Consider the following 21,496-nt stretch of genomic DNA (forward strand, 5'->3'; position numbering starts at 1 on the left):
GTGAACCATATCAGCGAAGCGGGACCATGAAGAAGATCGGATTCCTTTCATTCGGCCACTGGACGCCCTCGCCCCAATCGCAAACGCGGTCCGCAGCTGACACGCTTCTGCAATCGATCGACCTTGCCGTGGCGGCCGAGCAGCTGGGCGCGGACGGCGCCTATTTTCGCGTGCATCACTTCGCCCGCCAGCTTGCCTCCCCGTTTCCGCTATTGGCCGCCGTCGGCGCCAGAACCAGCCGCATCGAAATCGGCACCGCCGTCATCGACATGCGTTACGAGAACCCGCTTTACATGGCGGAGGACGCCGGCTCGGCCGACCTGATCGCCGGCGGCCGGTTGCAACTTGGCATCAGCCGCGGCTCACCGGAACAGGTGATCGACGGGTGGCGCCATTTCGGCTATGCACCGGCAGAGGGCGAAAGCGATGCCGATATGGGGCGCCGACACGCCGAAGTGCTTCTCGACATCCTGCGCGGCGAGGGATTTGCCAAGCCCAATCCTCGCTCGATGTTTCCCAATCCCCCTGGCCTTCTGCGCCTGGAGCCGCATTCAGAAGGCCTGCGCGAAAGGATCTGGTGGGGTGCAAGCTCCAACGCGACCGCCAAATGGGCCGCCAAGCTCGGCATGAACCTGCAGAGCTCTACGCTCAAGGACGACGAGACCGGCGAGCCGTTCCATGTCCAGCAGGCAGATCAGATCAGGATCTACCGCGAAGCATGGAAGGAAGCCGGCCACAAGCGCGAGCCACGGGTCTCGGTGAGCCGCAGCATCTTCGCCCTGGTCAACGATCTCGACCGCGCCTATTTCGGCAGCAGCGGCAAGGAGGCGGACCAGATCGGCTTCATCGATGAAAAGACGCGGGCAATCTTCGGCCGCAGCTATGCCGCCGAGCCCGATAGACTGATCGAGGAATTGGCCAAGGATGAGGCAATTGCGGCGGCCGACACCCTGCTTCTGACGGTGCCCAACCAGCTCGGCGTCGAATATAACGCCCATGTGATCGAGGCGATCCTGACCCACGTCGCGCCGGCGCTCGGCTGGCGCTGATCGCTCGGCCATTGATCCGGTTTGAGTGCAAAACGGAGTGGAGCTCGATGAAGCGCTTGGGTATCGTCTTGGCACTGCTGGCGGCAAGCGGGATCGCACAGGCGAAACCGATGACCTGGCAGGCCCCGGAAGGGCTTACACAAATCACGCTATGGCCCGGGGCAGTCCCGGACGCACCGCCTGTCCCGGGACCGGAGGATGTCTCCGTCAGCACGGAGCTTATAGCGGGAAAAACCGTGACCAACGTCACCAATGTGACCAACCCAACGATCACGGTCTACCCACCCAAGGGAAAGAATACCGGAGCGGCGTTGGTCGTGGTTCCAGGAGGAGGGTTCCAGGTCCTTGCGATTGATCTTGAAGGCACCGAGGTCTGCGATTGGACTACCTCCATCGGCATGACATGCGTGCTGTTGAAGTATAGGGTTCCGAGCGCACCATATGTCTGGCAGTGCGATTGTCGCCCCCATAATCTAAAGGTATCGCAGCCTTCGTTGCAGGATCTGCAGCGAACAATGGGGCTGGTGCGCGATCACGCGGATCAATGGCACGTCGACCCCCATAAGGTTGGCGTTCTGGGGTTCTCGGCTGGCGGTTTCCTTGTGGCGGAGATCAGCTCGCTATTCGAGCACCGTCTGTATCCCCAGGTAGACAAGGCTGATAACGAAAGCGCTCGGCCGGATTTCGCCATAGCCATCTATCCCGGGCATCTTGCGAACCGGGACAACACGTTCAACACTAACATTCCGGTATCCAGCCTTACATCGCCGACATTCCTGGTTCAGGCAGAAGACGATTATGAGGATGGCATCCATCAGTCGCTGGCTTACTACGCCGCGCTGTCGAAAGCGCATGTGCCGGCTGAAATGCACCTTTACGCAAATGGAGGCCATGCATTCGGGCTGCGGCGGAATGAGCTACCCATCACGGACTGGCCAGCGCAGGTCGCACTATGGTTGCACACGATCGGCATCATGCGGAACTGAGCGACGCCAATGCATCGTCCCCAATGTAAGATGGGCGCCACTCGGCCGTGGCCGTTCCTGAGCATGGAGTCGTTGATCGAGGTGACACGCCAGGGAGCTCTTGCAGTCAATGCCACCTGATCTTGCGCGGCACTCCTCACCCCGAAAATGGCCAGCAAATCTAATGAATTATTAACCATGACCGTGCCCTAACCTCTTGTAATTTCTTCACTGGAGCAGAACATGGTGCATGCATCGAAAATGAACGAGTTGAACGATCGGCTCGACTTTGTCGGACTGGGGCAGGATGCCCGTCAGGCCCTTGCGGAGTTGCAGCCGATCATCGAGTTTGCCGTCAAAGGTTCCCTTGACGTCTTCTATGAGAAGATCGCCAAGCACCCGGCAATGTCGAAGTTTTTCTCGTCGCAGCAGCATGTGGCCCATGCCAAATCCAAGCAGCAGGAACACTGGAAGACGATCGCATTGGGCCAATACGGTCCCGATTATGTCGAAGCAGTCTCGGCTGTCGGCAGGACCCACGCGCGGCTTGGGCTGGAGCCACGTTGGTACATCGGCGGCTATGCCGTGATCCTTGAAGGCATCGTGCGCTCGGTCGTCGCACAGCAGCTGAAGGGCGTCTTGTTGCGCAAGCACGAACAGGCCCTGTCGCGCCGCCTGTCGGCCATCATCAAGGCAGCGCTCGTCGACATGGACTACGGCATTTCGGTCTATCTGCAGGTGCTGGCCGATGAACGCGACAAGGCCGAAGCCGAGCGCGCTGCGGCGCAGCAGGAACAGGAGCGTGCCCTCAACGCACTCGGCCTCGCCTTGACCGGCCTGGCGAACGGCGATCTGACGGCAGAGATCACGGAAACCCTCTCGGCCGAATTCGAAGTCCTGAAGAGCAATTACAACGAATCTCTCGCCTCTCTTGGAACGGCAATGCGGCACATAGACGATTCCGTGACCCGCGTTCGCGACGAGGCCGGCTCGATTTCCTCGGCAGCAGACAATATGGCGAGACGCACCGAGCAACAGGCCTCTGCGCTTGAGGAAAGTGCGGCGGCCATCGAGCAGATCACCACGATCTCCGAACAGACGGCCGAACGGACGCGCGAAGTCCAGGCGATCGTCAAGGAATCAGCCTCGGAGGCCGAGCGGTCCCGGGATGTCGTCCAGCAGGCCGTGTCGGCCATGGACGATATCGAGACTTCGTCGCGCAAGATGACCGATATCATCTCCGTCATCGACGAGATCGCTTTCCAGACCAACCTCCTGGCACTAAACGCCGGTGTCGAGGCTGCACGGGCCGGCGAACAGGGCAAGGGCTTTGCCGTCGTCGCACAGGAAGTCCGCGAACTGGCGCAGCGCTCGGCCGCTGCAGCAAAGCAAATCAAGGATCTGATCGACCGCTCCTCCAACGACGTTCGCCGTGGCGTGGAACTGGTCAACCGTACCGGCGAAGCGCTGGAGCTCATCGGCAACCAGGTGGCCTCCATCGACAAGAATGTCGGCGCTATTGCCCGCTCGACACAGGAGCAGGCCGTCGGCATCAGCGAGATAAACTCGGCGGTCCGCAACATGGATCAGATGACGCAGCAGAACGTAGCACTGATGGAAGAGACCAACGCCTCTACCAGGCACCTCGCCGATATCAGCAACGAGCTTGCCGGTCTGGTCGGCCGTTTCAAGACGGTGCGCTCGGGTACGCGGACCGGCGCCGTAAGGTTGAAGCTTGCAAGTTAGGCGTTGTGGCTTGGTAGAGGATTCGCCAGCCCCAAGCAGTGCCCTGGGGTTGGCGAGGATTTGCGCCGCCTATGACGGCAACTCGTCGATTTCGGCAATCAGCCATTGCCGGAACGCTTTCATCGATGCCGTCTCCCCGCGCGATTTCAGGCGCGTGAGCCAATAGCTGCCGGTGACGGCCGTGATCTGGAACGGCTGGACGATCCGGCCGGCTTCAATCTCGTGCGAAAACATCGCAACAGGAACAAGCGCGACGCCGACGCCACGCGCGGCGGCCTCCACCAGCGTCAACGACGAATCGAACATCCAGCCGCGAAGATGGGGCGTCGGGAGACCTGCGGCCCTGAACCAAAGAGACCATTCGTCGAGCCGGTAGGAGCGCAGCAGCTCGGCCTCCGCAAGATCGGCCGGCCCGCGCAATTTCTCAGCGATCGCCGGAGTGCAAACCGCAGACAGAGGCGCGTCCATCAGATGGATCGCCTCGGTTCCATGCCATGCGCCATCGCCGAATCGCAGAAAGAAATCCAGGCCATCCAACACCATATCGGCGCGGTTGTTGTTGGTTTTCAACCTGAGATCGACATGCGGATAGTGCGCTTTGAAGCCGCTCAATCGCGGCAATAGCCAGCCGATCGCGAAGGTGCCGACCACGCCGACTGTCAGTATCTCATCGAAATTGCCTTCTTCCAGCTGGCTCAAGGTGGCGCTCATACGGCGAAACGCGTCGGTCAGCACCGGGAGCAGAGCATGCCCCTCATCGGTAAGCGCCAGGCCCCGTGGGAGACGTTTGAACAGGGTCACTCCCAGCACGTCTTCCAGCGCCTTGACCTGATGGCTGACGGCCGTCTGCGTCACGCGAAGCTCCAGCCCTGCCCGCGTAAAACTGCAATGCCGCGCCGAGGCTTCGAAAACCCGCAGAGCGTTCAGCGGCAGTTGTGAAATGTCCATTGTGTCCTAAGCCCAAGTTTTTCTCATGCCTAAGCCCAAAATTGATCGTTTGTCTAGGGCACGAAGCGGCGCCATAGTCTGCGTCGTGAGGTGATTGCAGGATCCCAATGACGTCCACGGGCTCCATCGCGCACGCCTCCACCCAATGAACATCGAAGTGGAAACAGGAATGACGATCCTATTGTCACGCCGGCAGACCCTTGCCGGCAGTTTGCTTGCGATTCCCGTCCTTGCAGGAGCAACGACGGATGGCCGTGCCGAAGAGAGCAGCAGCCAACAGCAGCGGCTCGCGGCGCTCGAGAGCAAGCACCCCGGCCGCATCTGTGTGAGCATTCTCGACTTGGCAAGCGGCCGGCGTATCGAGCATCGCGCCGGTGAGCGCATGCTCATATGCAGCACCTTTAAAACGTTGATAGCAGCCTTGGTACTTACCCGTGTCGACAGAGGGGAAGAGAAGTTCGACCGACGCATCCGTTATTCGAAGAGTGATCTTGTCGAAAGCTCTCCGGCAACCGGGGCCCAGCTCGAAAACGGCAGCATGACAATCGCGGAACTCTGTGCCGCAGCCATGACGCTGAGTGACAATACGGCAGCAAATCTTCTGCTTGCAAGCTTTGGCGGCCCCAAGGCCTTGACCGCCTTCTGCCGCAGCCTGGGCGACGATATCACCCGGCTCGATCGCACTGAGCCCGCCCTGAACTATCACGATACGCCGGACGACCAGCGCGACACCACGACCGCGGCCGCAATGCTGGAAAACCTCCGGCGGCTCCTGTTCACCGACGTGCTGTCCGCTGCTTCAAGATCTCAGCTTGCCGCGTGGCTGATGACCAACAAGACTGGCGATACCCGTTTGCGGGCCGGCGTTCCGAAAGATTGGCTGGCCGGCGACAAGACCGGGACAAACGGCGACAAGGATGGCAATGCCAACGACATAGCCGTTCTATGGCCGACAAATCGCGCGCCGATCATCGTAACTGCCTATTGCGAGATACCGGGGATCCCCGCCGACGAACGCAATTCGATCATCGCCGAGATCGGCCGCATCGCCGCCGAGATCTGAAACGGCAGCCGCGTAACGGCGAGCACAGTCATCGCCATCCCTCTTCAATCCCAACTCCGGCCGCCACGTATGGCATACGGCTAGCATCGCCAAAAGGATATATCATCTTGAACACGCATTTCATTTCACTGCGGAAGCTTGGCGCCGTCGCCAGCTGCCTCTTCTATGGTGTTGCCGCGCACGCTGCTGATGGCGGCGAGCAGGCGCAAATGGAGCAGACCGTCAATGCAATTATTCAGCCGCTGATGACGGAAAACGATGTCCCGGGGCTAGCCGTTGCCATCACGGTCAAGGGCAAGCGCTATACCTTCAATTATGGGGTTGCCTCGAAAGAGAGCGGCCAGAAGGTCACGGACGACACGATCTTCGAACTTGGCTCGATCAGCAAGACCTTCACGGCGGCACTTGGCTCCTATGCCGAGGTCAGCGGCAAGCTTTCCTTCGCCGACAAGGCCACCAAATATCTGCCGGCGCTTTCTGGCACGAGCTTCGACAAGATAAGCCTTCTCGATCTCGTCACCTATAGCGCAGGCGGCCTGCCCCTGCAGTTTCCTGACGATGTTACCGATAACGACAAGATGATCGCCTATTATCGCAACTGGCACCCGTCCTATGCTCCCGGCACCTATCGGCTCTATTCCAACCCCAGCATCGGCCTCTTCGGCTATCTGGCAGCCCAAGCCATGGGCGAGCCATTCGATACGCTGATGCAGAACAAGATCATCAGGGGGCTCGGCCTCAACCATACCTTCGTCCGCGTCCCACCGGGGGAGATGGGCAACTATGCCTATGGCTATTCGAAGCTGGGCAAGCCGATCCGGGTGAACCCCGGCGTTCTTGACACGCAGGCCTACGGCATAAAGACCACCGCACCAGACATGCTCAGCGTTCTCGAAGCCAATATGGACAGCTCCAAGCTCGATCCGACTCTACAGCACGCGATCGCTGCAACCCATGTCGGCTTCTACACGGTCGGCGATACGACGCAGGGTCTGGGTTGGGAAATCTACGCCTATCCGACAACGCTTGCCCGGCTGCTGGAAGGCAACTCATCAGACATGGCGCTCGACCCGCATAAGATCACCCGCCTCTCACCGCCGCAACAGCCGCGCAAGGACAGCTGGCTCAACAAGACCGGCTCGACAAATGGCTTTGGCGCCTATGCGGCTTTCGTTCCCTCCAAGCAGATCGGCATCGTGCTGCTGGCGAACAAGAACTATCCGATCCCGGAACGCGTCAAGGCCGCATATAAAATCATGACGGCAATTGAAAATCTGCCCGACTCGAACGACCTGCAATAGCGCACATCAGCTGCAGTATTCGCTCGAGCTGCTAAAGGACCGGCTCTCGAAAAAAACGAGGGCCGGCCATCTTATTCTAAAGGTTGATTGCTATCGATTGCCGGAAGACTGGCGCGGGGCAGCATCTGCGTGGGAGGCTTCTGTCCCGTTGAAGAATTCCTGCAGGAGCCGGGTAATCCGCTCTGGGGATGTGCCCTTGGCATATTCTTCCTGCATCCGGCGTCTTACTAACATTTCCAAGACTGACATGTCTTTCACCTCATAAATCCGGCGCAAGGCAAATGTCGCTCTCATTGGCATGCGAGGCAAGTTACAGTTTTTTCATGGTTTTAGCGGGTGACAATCCAGACTCGAATGCCTATGTATCGCACCGAAGAAAGAACGCTGTCTCCAATCACGGCGTGATTTTCCCCTCAATTGCCGAATACCGGCACATCAAAAAATTGAAAGCGGCCAAACGGTCGGTTGTTTGCGTTTCGTTAACTTCCGTGCTTTAGCGCGCACACCCCGGCCTTTGGATGAGGTCGCATGCAAGGAATAAATAATGCCCGTAAAGAAAAGCTCCGCCTCCGATGTTTTCCAACGCAAGATCTCTGATTTTTGCGATCTGCGGCTCGCGCCGCTGCTGCAGCCCCGCAGCTTCGAAAACCTCAAGGGCTTCATGGTCGGGCTCGTCGTCTTCCAGTCGCGTCCCCCTTTGCGCGCCGGAAGAGTGGACTGGCAGGAAATTGCATCGCTCTGTGGCATGGACGCAGAAATGAGCCCGGAGTTCAAGCGAGCGGCGCAACCTGGTTTTGACGCTATTCAGCGCTGGCTGAGAGCGACCAAAACCCCCGCGACGCCTATCGCACCCGCTCCTCGCGCCGCGCCCAAAGCCCCGCTGCGTGTTGCCAGCAAGCCGCGTATCACCATTCAGCCACAACGCCGCGCAGCCGCCTCCTAGAGGCCTGCTGCGGCCTCGCCGCCTTCTGCCCATCCCGACATCTATCCTACCCTCCCTCGACAGATCATCAAAAGCTGTTCAGAATAATACCAGTAGCGAACAGGATGAAAATTATCCGTGGTCGCTCTGTGGAAGGGTAGGTTCTCCTTGGCGAATGAAATTATAGAGCTGGTCAGAAGCGAATTCGCCTCCGGCACCCAGGGAATGCCGCTCTACAAGCGGCTCAAGACAGCGATCGAAGCGGCCGTGCGCAACCATGCTTTCAAATCCGGTTCGGTACTGCCGGGTGAACGGTCCCTCGCCGAAGCTCTTTCGCTATCGAGGGTCACCGTTCGCAAGGCGCTTGCCATGCTGGAAGAGGAAGGCATGCTCAGCCGGCGGCAAGGCGCGCGTAGCGAAATCGGCTCCCGGGTCGAGAAGTCGCTTTCAACGCTGACCAGCTTTTCCGAAGACTTGCGAGCCCGCGGAATGGAGCCCGGATGCATATGGCTTTCCAAACAATTAACCCGTCCCTCGCCAACTGAAATGATGGCGCTCGGCATCTCTGCAAACGCACAGGTTTTGCGCATGCGCAGGGTGCGAACCGCCGATGGCGCTCCGATTGCGGTCGAGCATGCGGCGGTGCCGGTGCGCTTTCTCCCCTCGCCTGCTTCGGTCGGCGATTCCCTGTATGACGCGCTCGCCCAGCGCGGCTTTCTGCCTCGGCGCGCCATCCAGAGAATGCGGGCCCGCGCGGCCTCGCTCGAAGACGCTCAGCATCTGCGTTGCGAGCCGGGAGCCCCGATCCTGACGACGGAGCGACGCTGCTTTCTCGGTGACGGCGAGATCGTCGAATATTGCGAAACGCGCTACAAAGGCGAGGTCTACGACTTCGTCTTCGAGCTTCAGAGATAATACCAGTTTAAAACCGGTTGCTTTCTGGTAAGTGTCGTCTATCGTGGCGCTCCGAAAGGGGTGCCGAATGCGCAAGGAAGATCTCAATCTAAGTCTTATCGTCTCATGTCAGCCCGTGCCTGACGGAGCGATGGACGAGGCAATTTTTGTCACCGGCTTTGCGCGAGCAGCGCTGGCGGCCGGCGCGCGGGCACTGCGCATCGAATCGTCAGCCTATGTCGCCGCCGTCAGAGCCGCCGTCGACGCGCCGATCATCGGCATCGTCAAACGCGATCTCAATGACAGCCCGGTGCGCATCACCCCCTTCGTCGCCGATGTCGAGGCTTTGGCCGATGCCGGCGCCGACATCATCGCCTTCGATGCGACCGACCGGCCCCGGCCCGAAACGATCGACACACTACTCGCCGCCATCAAGGCGAGAGGCCTGTTATCCATGGCGGATTGCTCTTGCATGGATGATGCGAAGCGTGCGCTTTCGGCCGGCGTCGATTTCGTCGGCACCACCATGTCGGGCTATGTCGGCGGCCCTGAGCCGGTGGAGCCGGATATCGCATTGATCTCAACCATGCGGCAGCTGACGCCCTATGTGATCGCCGAGGGCCGCATCCGCACGCCGGAACAGGCAGCCGAAGCGGCGCGCGCCGGCGCTTGCGCCGTCGTCGTCGGATCGGCGATCACGCGGACCGAGCATGTGACTTCATGGTTTCACGACGCTATTTCAGCAGCTTTTTCGAAGCAAGATACAGCAACGCTCGCCATCGATATCGGTGGCACCAAGATGCTCGCGGCGTTGGTTCGCGGTGCACAGGTATTGGCCGAGGTGACCATCGCAACCAGCCGGGAGGCAGGACCCGACGCCTGGCTGGCGGCAATCGCCGAACAGGCAGAACCTTGGAATGGTCGATATGACCGCGTCGGCATTGCGGCGACCGGCATCATCAGCGACGGGCACTGGTCGGCGCTCAATCCCGCGACGCTTGCGATCCCGGATGGCTATCCCCTAGTGGCGAAGGCCGGCAAGCTGTTCGACAAACCGGTGTTTGCCGTCAATGATGCCCAGGCGGCAGCCTGGGGCGAACACAGGTTCGGAGCGGGTGAGAATGAAGACACCGTCTTCCTGACCATCTCAACCGGCATCGGTGGTGGCGTGGTGGTGAATGGACGCCCGTTGCTTGGTCTTGCCGGTCATTTCGGCCTGCTCCGCAGCCCGACGCTCGGCCAATCTCCGTTGGAAGACATCGTTTCCGGCCGCTGGATGGCGACCGAAGCCGCGAGCGCCGGACATGCGGTCGAAGCCCCGGAGATATTCCGGCACGCCCGCAACGGCGCGGCCTGGGCGCAGGCCATCATCTCTCAATCGGCATCGCGCGTCGCGCTCCTTTGCCGCGACATCCAGATGATGTTTGCCCCCAAGCGCATCGTCATCGGCGGTGGCATAGGCCTCGCGCCTGGCTATCTCGATGCCGTCGAGGCCCAGTTGGCCGGACTTTCCGCGCATATCGCACCACATCTGGTCGCCGCGAGCCTTGGCACCCATGCCGGCATCATCGGTGCCGCCGATCTTGCGAGGCGCGATCGATAAGCAAGCTCAATGCAAGTCAAAAACAACGATAAAGGAAAGGGAACAATAATGAAATTCAAATACTTATCGTCTGCAATGCTCGCCCTGATGCTGTCGGCAACGGCATTGCCGGGCCTCGCGAACGCCAAGGTGGTCGTGCTCGGCTGGCCGGGTGGTTCTGAGGAAACCGCACTGCGCGCCACCACCGATCTCTACAACAAGACCGCGTCCGACGCCGACAAGATCGAGCTGCTTTTCTTCAACCGCGACGGCTTTTTCGACAAGCTTCAGGCCGATATGGCCGCCGGCTCCGATGCTTTCGACGTCAACCTCGTCGCGACCTATTCGATCGGCCGTTACGCACCCTATATGGAGCCGATCGAGCTCAACGCCGACGCGCCGAAGGTATTCGGCGATACGGTGCTGAAGACCATGCAGTTCGATGGCAAGCAATATGGCGTGCCGACGGACCTGTCGCTGCACTTCATGTATTACCGCAAGGATCTGGTCGACGCGCTTATCGCCGACCCCGACGCCAAGGCCAAATATGCCGAAATCTCCAAGAAATATCTCGGCAAGGAACTTGCTCCCAAGCAACCTGACGAATGGACCTGGGATGACTGGGCGGCAACGTCGCTCTATTTCAGCAAGCAGGTGAACCGCCAAAGCCCGGTGCGCTATGGCGCCGTGCTGCAAATGAAGAACCTGCTCTTCAACATGATGGTGTTCCAATCCCTTCCCCGTGCCTATGGCGGCGACTGGATGGACGCCAGCGGCAATATCACCGTCGATTCCGACGCCTACAAGACTGGCCTGACACTCTACAAGACGCTTTATGACGCAGGCGTCTCGCCGAAGGATTCGCTGAGCTACGAATATGCCGAAACCAACGCAGCCTATAGCTCCGGACAGGCGGCGACTGCCCTGCAGTGGAATGCTGCTGCAGCCGAACTCACCGACGCCAAGAAATCGCCCGCTGTCGCCGACGTCACCGGTGTCGTAGCCCCGCCAGCTGGACCGGATGGACGCGCCGACCACATCCACGGTCTTGGCCTCGGCCTGAACAAGAACGCCAAGAACAAGGAAGGCGCCGTCAAGTTCCTGAAATGGCTGTCCTCCGAAGACGCGGCCCTTGCCTATGCCCGCGCGGGCGGCTCACCGGCGCTCACACCCGATGTTGTCGCCAAGGTGGCCAAGGAGCGTCCGGATCTGGTCAAGCTCGGCGAATTTGCCAGCAAGTACGGCTATGTGATGACAGGCGCCACCTCGGCCAAGGCACTTTCGGTCTATGAACTGCAGGCCAAGGAATTCACCGGTTATTGGTCCGGCCAGCAGAGCCTCGATGACGCGCTTGCCCATACCAAGGCTGGCATGCAGGACCTCTTGAAGAAATAAGGACAGAGGCCGGATGCCCGCTCAAAGGCATCCGGCTGCTGCTGACACCATGGCTATTGTAAACCGCGCTGAAGGCAGGCTCTACCTGGTACCGCTTGTCGGGTTTCTGCTGCTGTTCCTCGGCTTTCCAGCCCTTCTCAATCTTGTCTATTCGGTCTCGACTGTCTCGTTCGAAACGTTGCGGAGTCCCCAGATCAGCGGCTTCGGCAATTACGTCACGGCCCTGACGGAAGCGGCGTTCTGGCAATCGGTGTGGTTCTCGCTGCGCTTCGGCATCATCACCGCCGTCAGCGAATGCCTGCTCGGTCTTTTCCTGGCGATTTTCCTGAAACCTTTGCTGTCGGCGCGGCCGGTGCTGATGGCGCCGCTCATGCTGCCGCTGATGGTCGCGCCCGCCATGGTCGGCCTGATGTACCGGCTCGTGCTGCACGAGTTCGCCGGACCTGTGCCCTACTATCTCTACGAATGGTTCGGCGACAGCCCCGCTTTCCTCGACTACACCAATGCCTTTCGCACACTCATTGTCATCGAAGTGCTGCAGTGGACACCATTCGCCTTCCTGCTTTTCTATGTCGCCTATATCGCCATCCCCGCGGATGTGCATGAGGCAGCCGCACTCGACGGCGCGACGGGCCTCCAGCGACTATGGCGCATCGATCTGCCACTGATGCTTCCGACGCTGGTCGTCGCCTTCTTTATCCGCTTCATCGACGGGTTCCGCGTCTTCGACAATGTCTATGCGCTCACCGGCAGCGGCGCCGGCGGATCGACGACCTCGCTTTCGATCTACATCTATCAGGCCTTCTTCAAGGAAGGCGCCATCGGCAAGGCGGTGGCGGCCTCCGTCGTCCTGTTCGTCACCTCGCTGCTGGTCCTTGCCGGCTTGAACTGGCTGAGCGCCCGAAGGAAGAGATAGGATGCTGAAGTCGCTACGCTGGATCGTCTACGGTATCGTGGTCCTTGCGATGAATTTCCCGATCATCGTCACGCTCATCACCTCGTTCAAGACGACGCGGGAGATTTCCAATAATCCCGGCCTGTGGATCGAGCAGCCGACCTTCGACAATTACATCAAGGTCTTCACGGAGACCGAGCGCTTCAACATCTTCCTCTATCTTGCCAACAGCGCCGTCGTTGCGCTCATCGGCACGGCCCTCGCGATCCTGCTCTCCTTCCCGGCTGCCTATGTGATCGCCCGCGGCGAGATGGGGAAAAGGCTCCTGCTGCCGCTCGTCATCAATCTGCGCGCCGTTCCCCTCATTGTCTTCGCGATCCCGCTCTACATGATGTATCAGTGGCTCGGCCTGCTCGACACGCAGATCGGCCTCGGCCTGATCCTGACGATCGTCAACATTCCCCTTGCCCTCGTCATGCTGGTGAATGCGATATCCGACATACCGCTGGAGCTTGACGAGGCGGCCACCGTCGATGGTGCCAGCGTCTTCCAGATCATGATCAGGGTCATCCGTCCGGTGGTTCGCCCGGCACTCGTAACCACCTTCATCTTCGGCTTCATCACCGCCTGGAACGAATTCCTCTTCGGGCTGATGCTGACGACCAGCCGCGCCGTGCCCATGACCGTCGGCGCCTCATTCTTCTTTGCCGCCAGCGGCGGCGGTGTGCAGTGGGGCATGGCGTCCGCCGTCATGGTCATCGGTGCTCTGCCACCGGCTCTCCTCGGCCTCGTCATGTACCGGCAGCTCTCCGGCTCGATGACGGCGGGCGCGGTAAAGGGCTAGCTGCCTTCGCACCGAACAACCGGCAAACAGCGGGAGCGCGATACACATCACCCCCTGGCAGTCATCTCCTTCGAGGAGCGCAGACGAGGCGAGAGCCGGCTAGAGATGCGATCACAGGCTGCCTGCAAGACGCTCAACGTGGCGGCGTGACGGCTCTCCCGCGTGTGGCGATTGACATAGGCGATGATGATGGAAGCAATCGCGTTGCCATCGGCACCGATGATCGGGCAGCAAATATCGGTGATGCCGACGAAGTCGCGGCTGTCGTGCAGCTCGTAACCCCTTCCGCGGATGGCTGCCAGTTCCTTGTCGAGCGCCTTGCGGTCGATGGGTGTCGAAGATCGTCCCTGGCACTCATCGACAATCCATTTTGCCGTGGCGGCTGACTGGAAAGCCAGGATGACCTGGCCGGAAGTCGAATCCGTCGCAAGTCGGCCGTAGCCAAGCTTCAGCGTGAAAGACATGTCCTCCCCGCCCGGAACGGCGGCGGTAACGACGGTCAGCCCGTGATTGACGACGACGAGATGCGGCGACTGTTGGCTTTCCATGGCGATCGCCGAAAGCTCAGGCATCGCGGCTGACATCAGATCCTGCGTGGTTGGGGTATGCAGGCCAAGCTTGAAGAGCCGATCGGTCAGCGAGAAGGCATCCGTTTCGGGATCCCGGTCTATATATCCGCGCTCCTGCAGCGCAACGAGCATGCGGAAGATCTCATTCTTTGAACGGCCCAGGCCATCCGCGATCGCCTTCATCGTCATCGACGTATCGGCTTCGGCAAGCAGCTCCAGGACTTCCAGGCCTTTGGTCAGGGCCGGTGCCGAATAGGAAAGCTTGCCGCTCTCATTCGAACCATTGCTCATCTCATCGAATCCTCCTTGGGAAGCCAACCATAAGAATTGCCATCGCTCTTGTCATTCGTTTCATATTTGAACTTGACACTATATATAAAACCTACATGATGCCTCCAATAGCAAAGACGAGTGGTTTCGATGAGCAATCTAAGCGTGGTGAAATCTGAGACACCGGGACGAAAGCTGGAGACGCCGCGTCGCAACAGCATCTTCACATCCATTGACCTTGATCGCCCGGGCAAACAGATCGGCTATTTCTGCGTGCCGCAATCGCCGCATGATGATGCCTGGGGCACGGTTCAGGTGCCGCTTGCCGTCGTCAAGAATGGCACCGGCCCGACGGTCTTGATCGAAGCCGGCAATCATGGCGACGAATATGAAGGACCGATTGCGCTCGGCGAACTTCTGCGTGAGATCGATCCGGCTGACGTCACCGGCCGCATCATCGCGATTCCAGCCATCAATGTCCGTGCCGTCGAAGCCGGGCAGCGCACGTCTCCTGTCGACGGGCTCAATTTCAACCGCAGCTTTCCGGGTGACTTCAATGGCACGCTGACAAGCCAGACGGCCGCCTATGTGAACGACTACCTCTTCCCGATCGCGGATTACTTCCTCGACCTGCACTCTGGCGGCTCCTCGCTGATGATCCTCCCAAGCGCCATCATCGAGCCATCCCCGACGCCTGAAGGGCATCGCCGCAACATCAAGGCCACCCTCGCCTTCGGCGCGCCGACCGTTGTTATGGTCGACAATCTCGGCGAGATGCGCACATCGACGGCAGCTGCCAATCTGCAGGGCCTGATCGTTATCGGCAGCGAGATGGCCGGCGGCGGTCTGGTCAGCCAGGATGCGCTCGCCATCTGCCGTCGCGGCATCCGCAATGTGCTCAAGCATGCCGGCGTGCTTAAAGGCGCGCCAGACATGCCAGCGGAAGCGAACGCCCGCGTGCTGAAAGTGCCGGGCAGCCAAGGCTACATTCTCTCCGACGACGATGGCGTCTTCGAACCAATCAGCGAGCTCGGTACTGAAGTAAAAGCCGGCGATGTTGCCGGCCGCATCCATTTTCTGCGTTCGCCCGCCCGGGAGCCAGTCATCCTTCATCATCCCATCGATGGTATCGTCTTCGCCAAGCGCCAGCCCGGCCGGGTCCGCCCCGGCAATTGCTGCTTCGTGCTGGCCAACGAATATCCGGAGGCATTGAGTGATGAGCTATGAAGACATCAAGGCCGCGGCTACCCGCATCCAACCTTTCGTACGTCGCACGCCGGTGCTCAAACTCGAACATTGTGCCGGCTTCGATCTGCGCAATGATTTCCATCTGAAGCTCGAATGTCTGCAGGTCAGCGGCTCCTTCAAGATCCGCGGTGCCGCCAACAGGATCAAATCGCTGTCACCCGAACATATTGAGCGCGGCCTGGTCGCGGCTTCCGGCGGCAATCACGGCCTAGCCACGGCCTATATGGCCCGTCAGTCCGGTGTTTCGGCGACGATCTTTTTGCCGAGCAATGCCAGCCCCGTCAAAGAGGAGAAGCTGCGCCGGCTGGGAGCCGATGTACGCTACGCCGGCAAAGTATGGGACGAGGCGCATGAAGCCGCCATTATTTTTGCCGAGCAACAGGGCGCATTCTACATGCATCCCTTCGCAGACGAGGCCATCGTTTCAGGCCAGGGGACGGTCGCGCTGGAGATGCTGGAACAACTGCCGCAGGCCGATCTCTATATTATCGCCATCGGCGGCGGCGGGCTGATCGCCGGCATGTCCCAGGCGATCAAGACGGTCAACCCGAAGGCGCGCATCATCGGGGTCGAACCCATCGGCTCTCCAACACTGCGCGCCTGCTTCGACGCCGGCCGCGTCGTGCGGCTTGCCGAGGTCACCACCAGGGTCGCGACGATGGCCTGCGGCCGCACCGATGAGGGCATCTATGAGATCGCGCGGCGCAATGTCGACGATATCGTTCTGATCGACGATGACGCTATGCAACGTGCTGCAGCATTGTTGTGGTTCGAGTATGGGATCGCCGCGGATATGAGCGGTGCGGCGTCGCTGGCCGCGGTCATGTCGGGTGCGATCCACCCGCCGCTTGGCAGCCGTATCGCCGGACTTGTCTGCGGCTCTGGCATTGATGGTTTTAACGCGTAAAGGTTGAATAATTCTGGCATCTTTAGAAAACGCTATATAAGAATAGACGCAAAGCGTCCAATCACCGGCAGGTCACGTCACTGGGGACGATGACTTACCGGACGGAATGTGAAGAAGAGGCGAGACAACGCCCGTCATGATCACGAAAAGCCTTCAAGGCAGAGGAGAACTGAAACATGCGCACACTTCTGAAAGCATCCGTCGCCCTGCTCGCGCTTGCGCTGGCAACCCCTTCGATCGCCAAGGACAAGGTTCTTGGCCTGGCAGCAATCGATCTGCAAAACTCATTTTTCGTCCGCATGAAGGAAGCCGGAGACGTCGCCAGTAAGGATTATGGCGTCAAGGCCACCTGGCAGAGCGCCGAAGGCAGCCTGGAAAAGCAGGTTGGCATTATCGAAAATTTCGTCAACCAGGGCGTTAGCGCCATTTTGATCGATCCGATCGACAAGAATGCCGTCGTACCCGCCATCAAGAAGGCGCTGGCTGCCGGCATCCCGGTCATCACCATGGGCAACAAGGTCGAAGCCGACGGCAACTATTCGACGCTCTATCCGGACTATGACAACATGTCGATGGTTGCGCGCGCTGTCGGCACGTCGCTCGGCGGCGAGGGCGAAATCGCCTTGCTCGTCGGCTCTCGCGGCAACTTCGTGTCAGACACGCGCGAAAAGGGCTTCGTCGAGACGATGAAGAAGGAGTTCCCGAAGATCAAGATCGTCGGCATCGAGCCGACCGGATGGGATGCCGCCAAAGCAACCAACGCTGCCCAGACATGGCTCACCACCTATCCCAATCTGAAAGCCATCGCCTGCATTTCCGACAGCCTCTGCCTTGCGGCCGATTCCGTCGCCAGCTCGATGAACGTCAACCTGATCTATGGCGGTTATGACGGCGATGCCGAAATGAAGGATCTGATCGACAGCGGCAAGATGGTGATGGACGTCCTGACGGGTGCATATCGTGTCGGCTACTGGAATATTGCCGTGGCCGCGCGTCTTGCCAACGGCGAGAAAATGCCGAACGATCTCTTCATGCCGACCTATTTCGTGACCTCTGACGCGACGGCGGAAAAACTGAAAAAGGCCGGTCTCAGCTTCGAGCATATCAACACCGACAAGGAAGCGGTGGAAGCAAAGAACTATACCGAACAGCTCGGACCCAAGGTCCCGACCTCGGCGATGACTGTCGGCAAATAAGTCGACGCAGGGCTGCCGGTGCGCATTCGCGCCGGCGCCCCCACTCCGTGAACATCCAGAATCCTCGCCCTCACCGGCGATGCGCATCGTGTTCGAGAGGCGGCCGACCATGTTTCAAAATCAGATTTCATACCTGCTCCGCCGCAACGAGCCGGTGCTTGTCATCGTCCTCATCGTCGCGGTCGCCGTCTTCGGCTGGATCGACCCTCGGTTCCTCGCGACCGGCAATTTCGTCAGTATCGCCCAGCAGAGCGCGGTGATCGCGCTCGTTGCCTTCGCCATGACCGCAGTCATCATTGCTCGTGGCATCGATATTTCCGTCGGCAGTACGCTGGCGTTTTCCGGCGTGGCCGCAGGCCTCGTCTACGCATCGACCGGCTCGGCTGCGGCAACACTGATAACGGCGATCCTAGCGGGCTCCGTCATCGGCCTGCTGAACGGCGTGCTGATCGGCTTTGCCGGCATTTCCCCCTTCATCGCGACGCTCGCGACCATGGCCTTTGCACGCGGACTGTCGCTCAGTCTTTCCGGCGCATCGAGCATCGCCATCGACAATCCGATCATCCTCTATGCCGGGCGCGAAAGCATCGGGCCAATTCCGGCGGCTATCGTCGCGGCCGCAATCTGCCTCCTTGCATGGTGGTTCGTCCTCGCCCGCACTGTCTATGGCCGCTGGATCTACGCCGTCGGCGGCAATGCCGATGCGGCGCGGGCCTCCATGGTGCCGGTCACCCTCGTGCGCATCTCGGTCTATCTGATTGCCGGTGCCACTGCCGGTCTCGGCGCCATCCTGACGATCGGCCGGCTTGGCTCGGCCCAGCCGCTTGCCGGCACCGGCCTCGAATTCACCGCCATCACGGCAGCAATCGTCGGCGGCACCAGGCTTTCCGGCGGACAAGGCTCCATCTGGGGAACGGCGATCGGGGCATTGCTTCTCGGCGTCATCAATACTGGGCTTTCCTTTTTGCAGGTGCCGCAGATCGTCATCTACTACATCACCGGCGCGCTCATTCTCGTTGCGGTGCTGGCCAGCCAACCGGAGAGCATCACTGCATTCGTCACGGGCAATCGTCGCAAAAGCGAAGGGCCAAAGGCCGCTCCACCTCAGAATGAGGTGGTAAGAACGCCGGCGCGCCGCCACATAGAACTGAGGGCGCTTGGCAAGTCATTCCCGGGCGTCAAGGCGCTCGATAGCGTTTCCTTCGCGATTTCCTCAGGCGAGGTCGTGGCGCTCGCCGGCGAAAACGGTGCCGGTAAATCCACTCTGGTGAAATGCATATCGGGTGTCTATCGACCCGACGAAGGCGAGATCGCTATTGACGGCCGACTGGTCGATTTTCATGCCCCGAGCGATGCTAAGGGCATCAGCGTCATCCACCAGCACTTCAGCCTTTCGCCTGATCTCACCGTCGCCGAGAACCTCTTCGTCGGCCGCGAGCCGCATACCCGCTTGGGTTTGCTCGACCGCCGCCGCATGCGCCGCGAAGCCACCGCGATCATGCAGGAGCTGTCGCTCGATATCGACATCGACGCGGAGTTGCGGACCCTCTCCGTCGGACGCCAGCAAATGGTGGAAATCGCCCGCGCCGTTCTCTCCGACGCATGGCTTTTCATCATGGACGAGCCGACGAGTGCCCTCTCCAATCGCGAACGGGATCATCTCTACGAGCTGATTGCCAAGCTCAGGCAGCGTGGCGCCGGCATTCTCTACATCTCGCATAAGATGGAAGAGATCTTCAGCCAATGCGACCGCGTGGTCGTGTTGCGTGACGGCAAATTCATCGGTGAGCGCGAGACGCGGCTGACGAGCGAGGCGGAGATCGTTTCCATGATGGTCGGTCGCGAGTTGGGCGACATCTTCCCCTACCTCAAGGCCGACATTCGCGAAAAGGCGATCGAGATATTCGACGCCTCGAACGGCAAGCTGCTGAAATCGGCCTCGCTCTGTGTCCATCGCGGCGAGATCGTCGCCATTGCCGGGCTCATGGGCAGCGGCCGCTCGGAAGTCCTGCGTCTCATCGCCGGCCTGGAAACTCTGCATGAAGGCTCCATCGAGATCTTCGGCAAAAACCAGTCGGGCAGCGATATCAAGGCCGCAAACCGCGCCGGCATCGTCTATATACCGGAAGACCGGCACCTTGAGGGCTTTGTCGGCACCATGTCCATCCGCGACAATCTCTCGCTCGCCTGGATACGCGGCAACAGCCGTTTCGGCCTGCTGTCACCGCGCCGGATCAGCCATTTGGCGGGTGAGTTGATCGCCTCGCTCGGGGTGCGGCCGGCTCAGCCGGACAAGAAGACGATCGAGCTTTCCGGCGGCAACCAGCAGAAGGTCGTCATCGGCAAATGGCTGGCGACGAAACCGCAGATCATCCTGCTCGACGAGCCGACGCGCGGTGTCGATGTCGGCGCCAAGTCCGAGCTGCATCACCTCATCGCCGAGCTGAAACGGCAGGGCGCCGCCATCCTGATGGTATCGAGCGAGCTGCCTGAAGTGCTCGGCGTCGCCGATCGCATCATCGTCATGCGCGAGGGCCGCTCGGTCGGCGAACTCGGCCGCGGCGCCAGTGAACAGGACGTCATGGCGCTGGCCTTCAGCGAAAGCATCCGCCCTCCGAATATCAATCCGAGCGACGCCCTTGGCGCGCCGCAACATGTTGCGTGAGGGCCGTTCGATGAACAGACTGCGTATAGCAATCGTCGGCGCCGGTTTCATGGGACTTTTGCATGCCCGCGTGGTCGCCGACAGTGATCTTGCCGAAGTATCCGCGATCATCGACCCGAATGCCGAGCTTGGCAGACAGGCAGCAGCAGAGTTCGGTGTTTCGCATTTTGCGGATGCCGGGTCGGCTCTCGGTGCCGGCGCGGCCGATGCCTATATCGTCGCCGCACCTGACCGGCTGCACGAAGCCGTCACCTGCGAATTGCTGGAGGCGGGCAAGCCGGTCCTTCTCGAAAAGCCGATGGCTCATACGCTCGATGCGGCCAAGGCCATCGCCAGATCAGCGAAAAGAAGCGGCGCGCGTCTGCTGGTCGCCCATATTCTTCGCTTCGATCCCCGCTATTACGAGGCGGCTGCCGCTGTGCGCGAGGGCCGCATCGGCCAGCCGATCCATGCCAGCAGCGGCCGTTTCACAAAGCGCGATGTCGGCCAGCGGATGAATGGCAGGTCGAGTGTCTGCTTCTATCTGGGCATCCACGATATCGACATGCTGCAATGGATCAGCGGCGCCGACATCACGGCGGTCTATTCGCGCTCGGTCTCCAAGCTCATGCCATCCCTCGGCGTCGCGTCGGAGGATGCGATCTTTTCAACGGTCGAAATGTCGAACGGCATGAGCGGCCAGCTCCATTTCGGCTGGACGCTGCCGGATAGCGCTCCGACAGGCATATGGGCGCGCACCGAAGTCGTCGGCACTGAGGGCCTGATCGATCTCGATGTCCGCGACCACGGCCTGCGCCTGCTGTCACGCGGGTCCTGGTCCCTGCCCGATAGTCAGCACTGGCCGACGACGAACGGGCACATCACCGGCGATCTCTACGAGGAGGTCAGGCACTTCATTTCGGCTGTCCGATCCGAAAAGCCCTTCGTCATGCCGGTCGAGGATGCCTTGCGGGCCGTTGCCGTCAACGATGCCATCCTGCGCAGCGTCGAGACCGGCAGACGTGAAACGGTGGAAGATTGGGCAATTTGAGGCGAAA

18 protein-coding genes are annotated in these 21,496 nt (G+C 60.4%); 16 read left to right on the forward strand and 2 right to left on the reverse strand.

Annotated elements, in window-relative coordinates; genetic code table 11:
- The first annotated feature begins 26 nt into the window (after positions 1-26).
- The 3 genes from ACQZ6F_RS02035 (at position 27) to ACQZ6F_RS02045 (ending at position 3,760) form a co-directional block, all read left to right on the forward strand.
- Positions 27-1,049, forward strand: coding sequence for an LLM class flavin-dependent oxidoreductase (locus tag ACQZ6F_RS02035; protein WP_449092432.1), 1,023 nt, complete (start codon positions 27-29; stop codon positions 1,047-1,049).
- Between the two features lie 47 nt (positions 1,050-1,096).
- Positions 1,097-2,035 carry an alpha/beta hydrolase gene (locus ACQZ6F_RS02040; protein WP_449092433.1) on the forward strand — a complete coding sequence of 313 codons (939 nt, stop codon included), beginning with the start codon at positions 1,097-1,099 and terminating at the stop codon, positions 2,033-2,035.
- Positions 2,036-2,257: 222 nt separating this feature from the next.
- Positions 2,258-3,760, forward strand: coding sequence for a methyl-accepting chemotaxis protein (locus tag ACQZ6F_RS02045; protein ID WP_449092434.1), 1,503 nt, complete (start codon positions 2,258-2,260; stop codon positions 3,758-3,760).
- Between the two features lie 69 nt (positions 3,761-3,829).
- Here ACQZ6F_RS02045 and ACQZ6F_RS02050 read toward each other — a convergent pair whose 3' ends face one another.
- Positions 3,830-4,708 (reverse strand): LysR family transcriptional regulator, encoded by an 879-nt coding sequence (locus ACQZ6F_RS02050; protein ID WP_449092435.1) that lies wholly within the window; start codon positions 4,706-4,708, stop codon positions 3,830-3,832.
- Between the two features lie 169 nt (positions 4,709-4,877).
- Between ACQZ6F_RS02050 and bla the strand changes: the two genes are divergently transcribed.
- From bla to ACQZ6F_RS02090, 8 genes are all read left to right on the forward strand, one after another.
- Entirely contained in the window at positions 4,878-5,771 is an 894-nt protein-coding gene (gene bla / locus ACQZ6F_RS02055; RefSeq protein ID WP_449092436.1) for a class A beta-lactamase, read from the forward strand.
- A 122-nt stretch (positions 5,772-5,893) separates the two neighbouring features.
- Entirely contained in the window at positions 5,894-7,072 is a 1,179-nt protein-coding gene (ampC, locus tag ACQZ6F_RS02060) for a class C beta-lactamase (RefSeq protein ID WP_449093121.1), read from the forward strand.
- A gap of 544 nt (positions 7,073-7,616) precedes the next feature.
- Positions 7,617-8,015 carry a hypothetical protein gene (locus ACQZ6F_RS02065; protein WP_449092437.1) on the forward strand — a complete coding sequence of 133 codons (399 nt, stop codon included), beginning with the start codon at positions 7,617-7,619 and terminating at the stop codon, positions 8,013-8,015.
- 204 nt (positions 8,016-8,219) lie between these two features.
- Positions 8,220-8,909, forward strand: a complete 690-nt coding sequence (locus ACQZ6F_RS02070) for a GntR family transcriptional regulator (RefSeq protein ID WP_083196886.1) — start codon at positions 8,220-8,222, stop codon at positions 8,907-8,909.
- A 67-nt stretch (positions 8,910-8,976) separates the two neighbouring features.
- Positions 8,977-10,491: a putative N-acetylmannosamine-6-phosphate 2-epimerase gene (locus ACQZ6F_RS02075; protein WP_449092438.1), complete on the forward strand. Its 1,515-nt coding sequence runs from the start codon at positions 8,977-8,979 to the stop codon at positions 10,489-10,491.
- A 48-nt stretch (positions 10,492-10,539) separates the two neighbouring features.
- Entirely contained in the window at positions 10,540-11,865 is a 1,326-nt protein-coding gene (locus ACQZ6F_RS02080; protein ID WP_449092439.1) for an ABC transporter substrate-binding protein, read from the forward strand.
- A 49-nt stretch (positions 11,866-11,914) separates the two neighbouring features.
- Positions 11,915-12,781 carry a carbohydrate ABC transporter permease gene (locus ACQZ6F_RS02085; protein ID WP_449093122.1) on the forward strand — a complete coding sequence of 289 codons (867 nt, stop codon included), beginning with the start codon at positions 11,915-11,917 and terminating at the stop codon, positions 12,779-12,781.
- A gap of 1 nt (position 12,782) precedes the next feature.
- Positions 12,783-13,604, forward strand: coding sequence for a carbohydrate ABC transporter permease (locus tag ACQZ6F_RS02090; RefSeq protein WP_449092440.1), 822 nt, complete (start codon positions 12,783-12,785; stop codon positions 13,602-13,604).
- 47 nt (positions 13,605-13,651) lie between these two features.
- On the opposite strand, the gene ACQZ6F_RS02095 is transcribed toward ACQZ6F_RS02090, so the two are convergent.
- On the reverse strand, positions 13,652-14,464 hold the full coding sequence (locus ACQZ6F_RS02095; protein ID WP_449092441.1) for an IclR family transcriptional regulator: 813 nt from the start codon (positions 14,462-14,464) through the stop codon (positions 13,652-13,654).
- 129 nt (positions 14,465-14,593) lie between these two features.
- On the opposite strand from ACQZ6F_RS02095, the gene ACQZ6F_RS02100 reads away from it, so the two are divergent.
- The 5 genes from ACQZ6F_RS02100 (at position 14,594) to ACQZ6F_RS02120 (ending at position 21,489) form a co-directional block, all read left to right on the forward strand.
- The gene (locus tag ACQZ6F_RS02100; protein ID WP_449092442.1) at positions 14,594-15,670 is read left to right on the forward strand and encodes a succinylglutamate desuccinylase/aspartoacylase family protein; all 1,077 of its coding nucleotides are present in this window, start codon (positions 14,594-14,596) and stop codon (positions 15,668-15,670) included.
- Positions 15,660-16,598 (forward strand): threonine ammonia-lyase, encoded by a 939-nt coding sequence (locus ACQZ6F_RS02105; RefSeq protein WP_449092443.1) that lies wholly within the window; start codon positions 15,660-15,662, stop codon positions 16,596-16,598. Before ACQZ6F_RS02100 ends, ACQZ6F_RS02105 begins: the two co-directional genes overlap by 11 nt.
- Before the next feature lie 176 nt (positions 16,599-16,774).
- On the forward strand, positions 16,775-17,794 hold the full coding sequence (locus ACQZ6F_RS02110) for a sugar ABC transporter substrate-binding protein (protein ID WP_449092444.1): 1,020 nt from the start codon (positions 16,775-16,777) through the stop codon (positions 17,792-17,794).
- Positions 17,795-17,903: 109 nt separating this feature from the next.
- A complete protein-coding gene (locus ACQZ6F_RS02115) occupies positions 17,904-20,459 on the forward strand; it encodes an ATP-binding cassette domain-containing protein (RefSeq protein ID WP_449092445.1) in 2,556 nt (851 codons plus the stop codon).
- Between the two features lie 10 nt (positions 20,460-20,469).
- Entirely contained in the window at positions 20,470-21,489 is a 1,020-nt protein-coding gene (locus tag ACQZ6F_RS02120; RefSeq protein ID WP_449092446.1) for a Gfo/Idh/MocA family protein, read from the forward strand.
- Positions 21,490-21,496: the final 7 nt, after the last annotated feature.

The organism is Rhizobium sp. A22-96, from assembly GCF_053521805.1.

Bases quoted from the DNA above. Each gene is read 5' to 3' on its own strand.
- ACQZ6F_RS02035 (WP_449092432.1), top strand. From the start codon at position 27: ATGAAGAAGATCGGATTCCTTTCATTCGGCCACTGGACGCCCTCGCCC.
- ACQZ6F_RS02040 (WP_449092433.1), top strand. From the start codon at position 1,097: ATGAAGCGCTTGGGTATCGTCTTGGCACTGCTGGCGGCAAGCGGGATC.
- ACQZ6F_RS02045 (WP_449092434.1), top strand. From the start codon at position 2,258: ATGGTGCATGCATCGAAAATGAACGAGTTGAACGATCGGCTCGACTTT.
- ACQZ6F_RS02050 (WP_449092435.1), bottom strand. From the start codon at position 4,708: ATGGACATTTCACAACTGCCGCTGAACGCTCTGCGGGTTTTCGAAGCC.
- bla (WP_449092436.1), top strand. From the start codon at position 4,878: ATGACGATCCTATTGTCACGCCGGCAGACCCTTGCCGGCAGTTTGCTT.
- ACQZ6F_RS02065 (WP_449092437.1), top strand. From the start codon at position 7,617: ATGCCCGTAAAGAAAAGCTCCGCCTCCGATGTTTTCCAACGCAAGATC.
- ACQZ6F_RS02070 (WP_083196886.1), top strand. From the start codon at position 8,220: ATGCCGCTCTACAAGCGGCTCAAGACAGCGATCGAAGCGGCCGTGCGC.
- ACQZ6F_RS02075 (WP_449092438.1), top strand. From the start codon at position 8,977: ATGCGCAAGGAAGATCTCAATCTAAGTCTTATCGTCTCATGTCAGCCC.
- ACQZ6F_RS02080 (WP_449092439.1), top strand. From the start codon at position 10,540: ATGAAATTCAAATACTTATCGTCTGCAATGCTCGCCCTGATGCTGTCG.
- ACQZ6F_RS02085 (WP_449093122.1), top strand. From the start codon at position 11,915: ATGGCTATTGTAAACCGCGCTGAAGGCAGGCTCTACCTGGTACCGCTT.
- ACQZ6F_RS02090 (WP_449092440.1), top strand. From the start codon at position 12,783: ATGCTGAAGTCGCTACGCTGGATCGTCTACGGTATCGTGGTCCTTGCG.
- ACQZ6F_RS02095 (WP_449092441.1), bottom strand. From the start codon at position 14,464: ATGAGCAATGGTTCGAATGAGAGCGGCAAGCTTTCCTATTCGGCACCG.
- ACQZ6F_RS02100 (WP_449092442.1), top strand. From the start codon at position 14,594: ATGAGCAATCTAAGCGTGGTGAAATCTGAGACACCGGGACGAAAGCTG.
- ACQZ6F_RS02105 (WP_449092443.1), top strand. From the start codon at position 15,660: ATGAGCTATGAAGACATCAAGGCCGCGGCTACCCGCATCCAACCTTTC.
- ACQZ6F_RS02110 (WP_449092444.1), top strand. From the start codon at position 16,775: ATGCGCACACTTCTGAAAGCATCCGTCGCCCTGCTCGCGCTTGCGCTG.
- ACQZ6F_RS02115 (WP_449092445.1), top strand. From the start codon at position 17,904: ATGTTTCAAAATCAGATTTCATACCTGCTCCGCCGCAACGAGCCGGTG.
- ACQZ6F_RS02120 (WP_449092446.1), top strand. From the start codon at position 20,470: ATGAACAGACTGCGTATAGCAATCGTCGGCGCCGGTTTCATGGGACTT.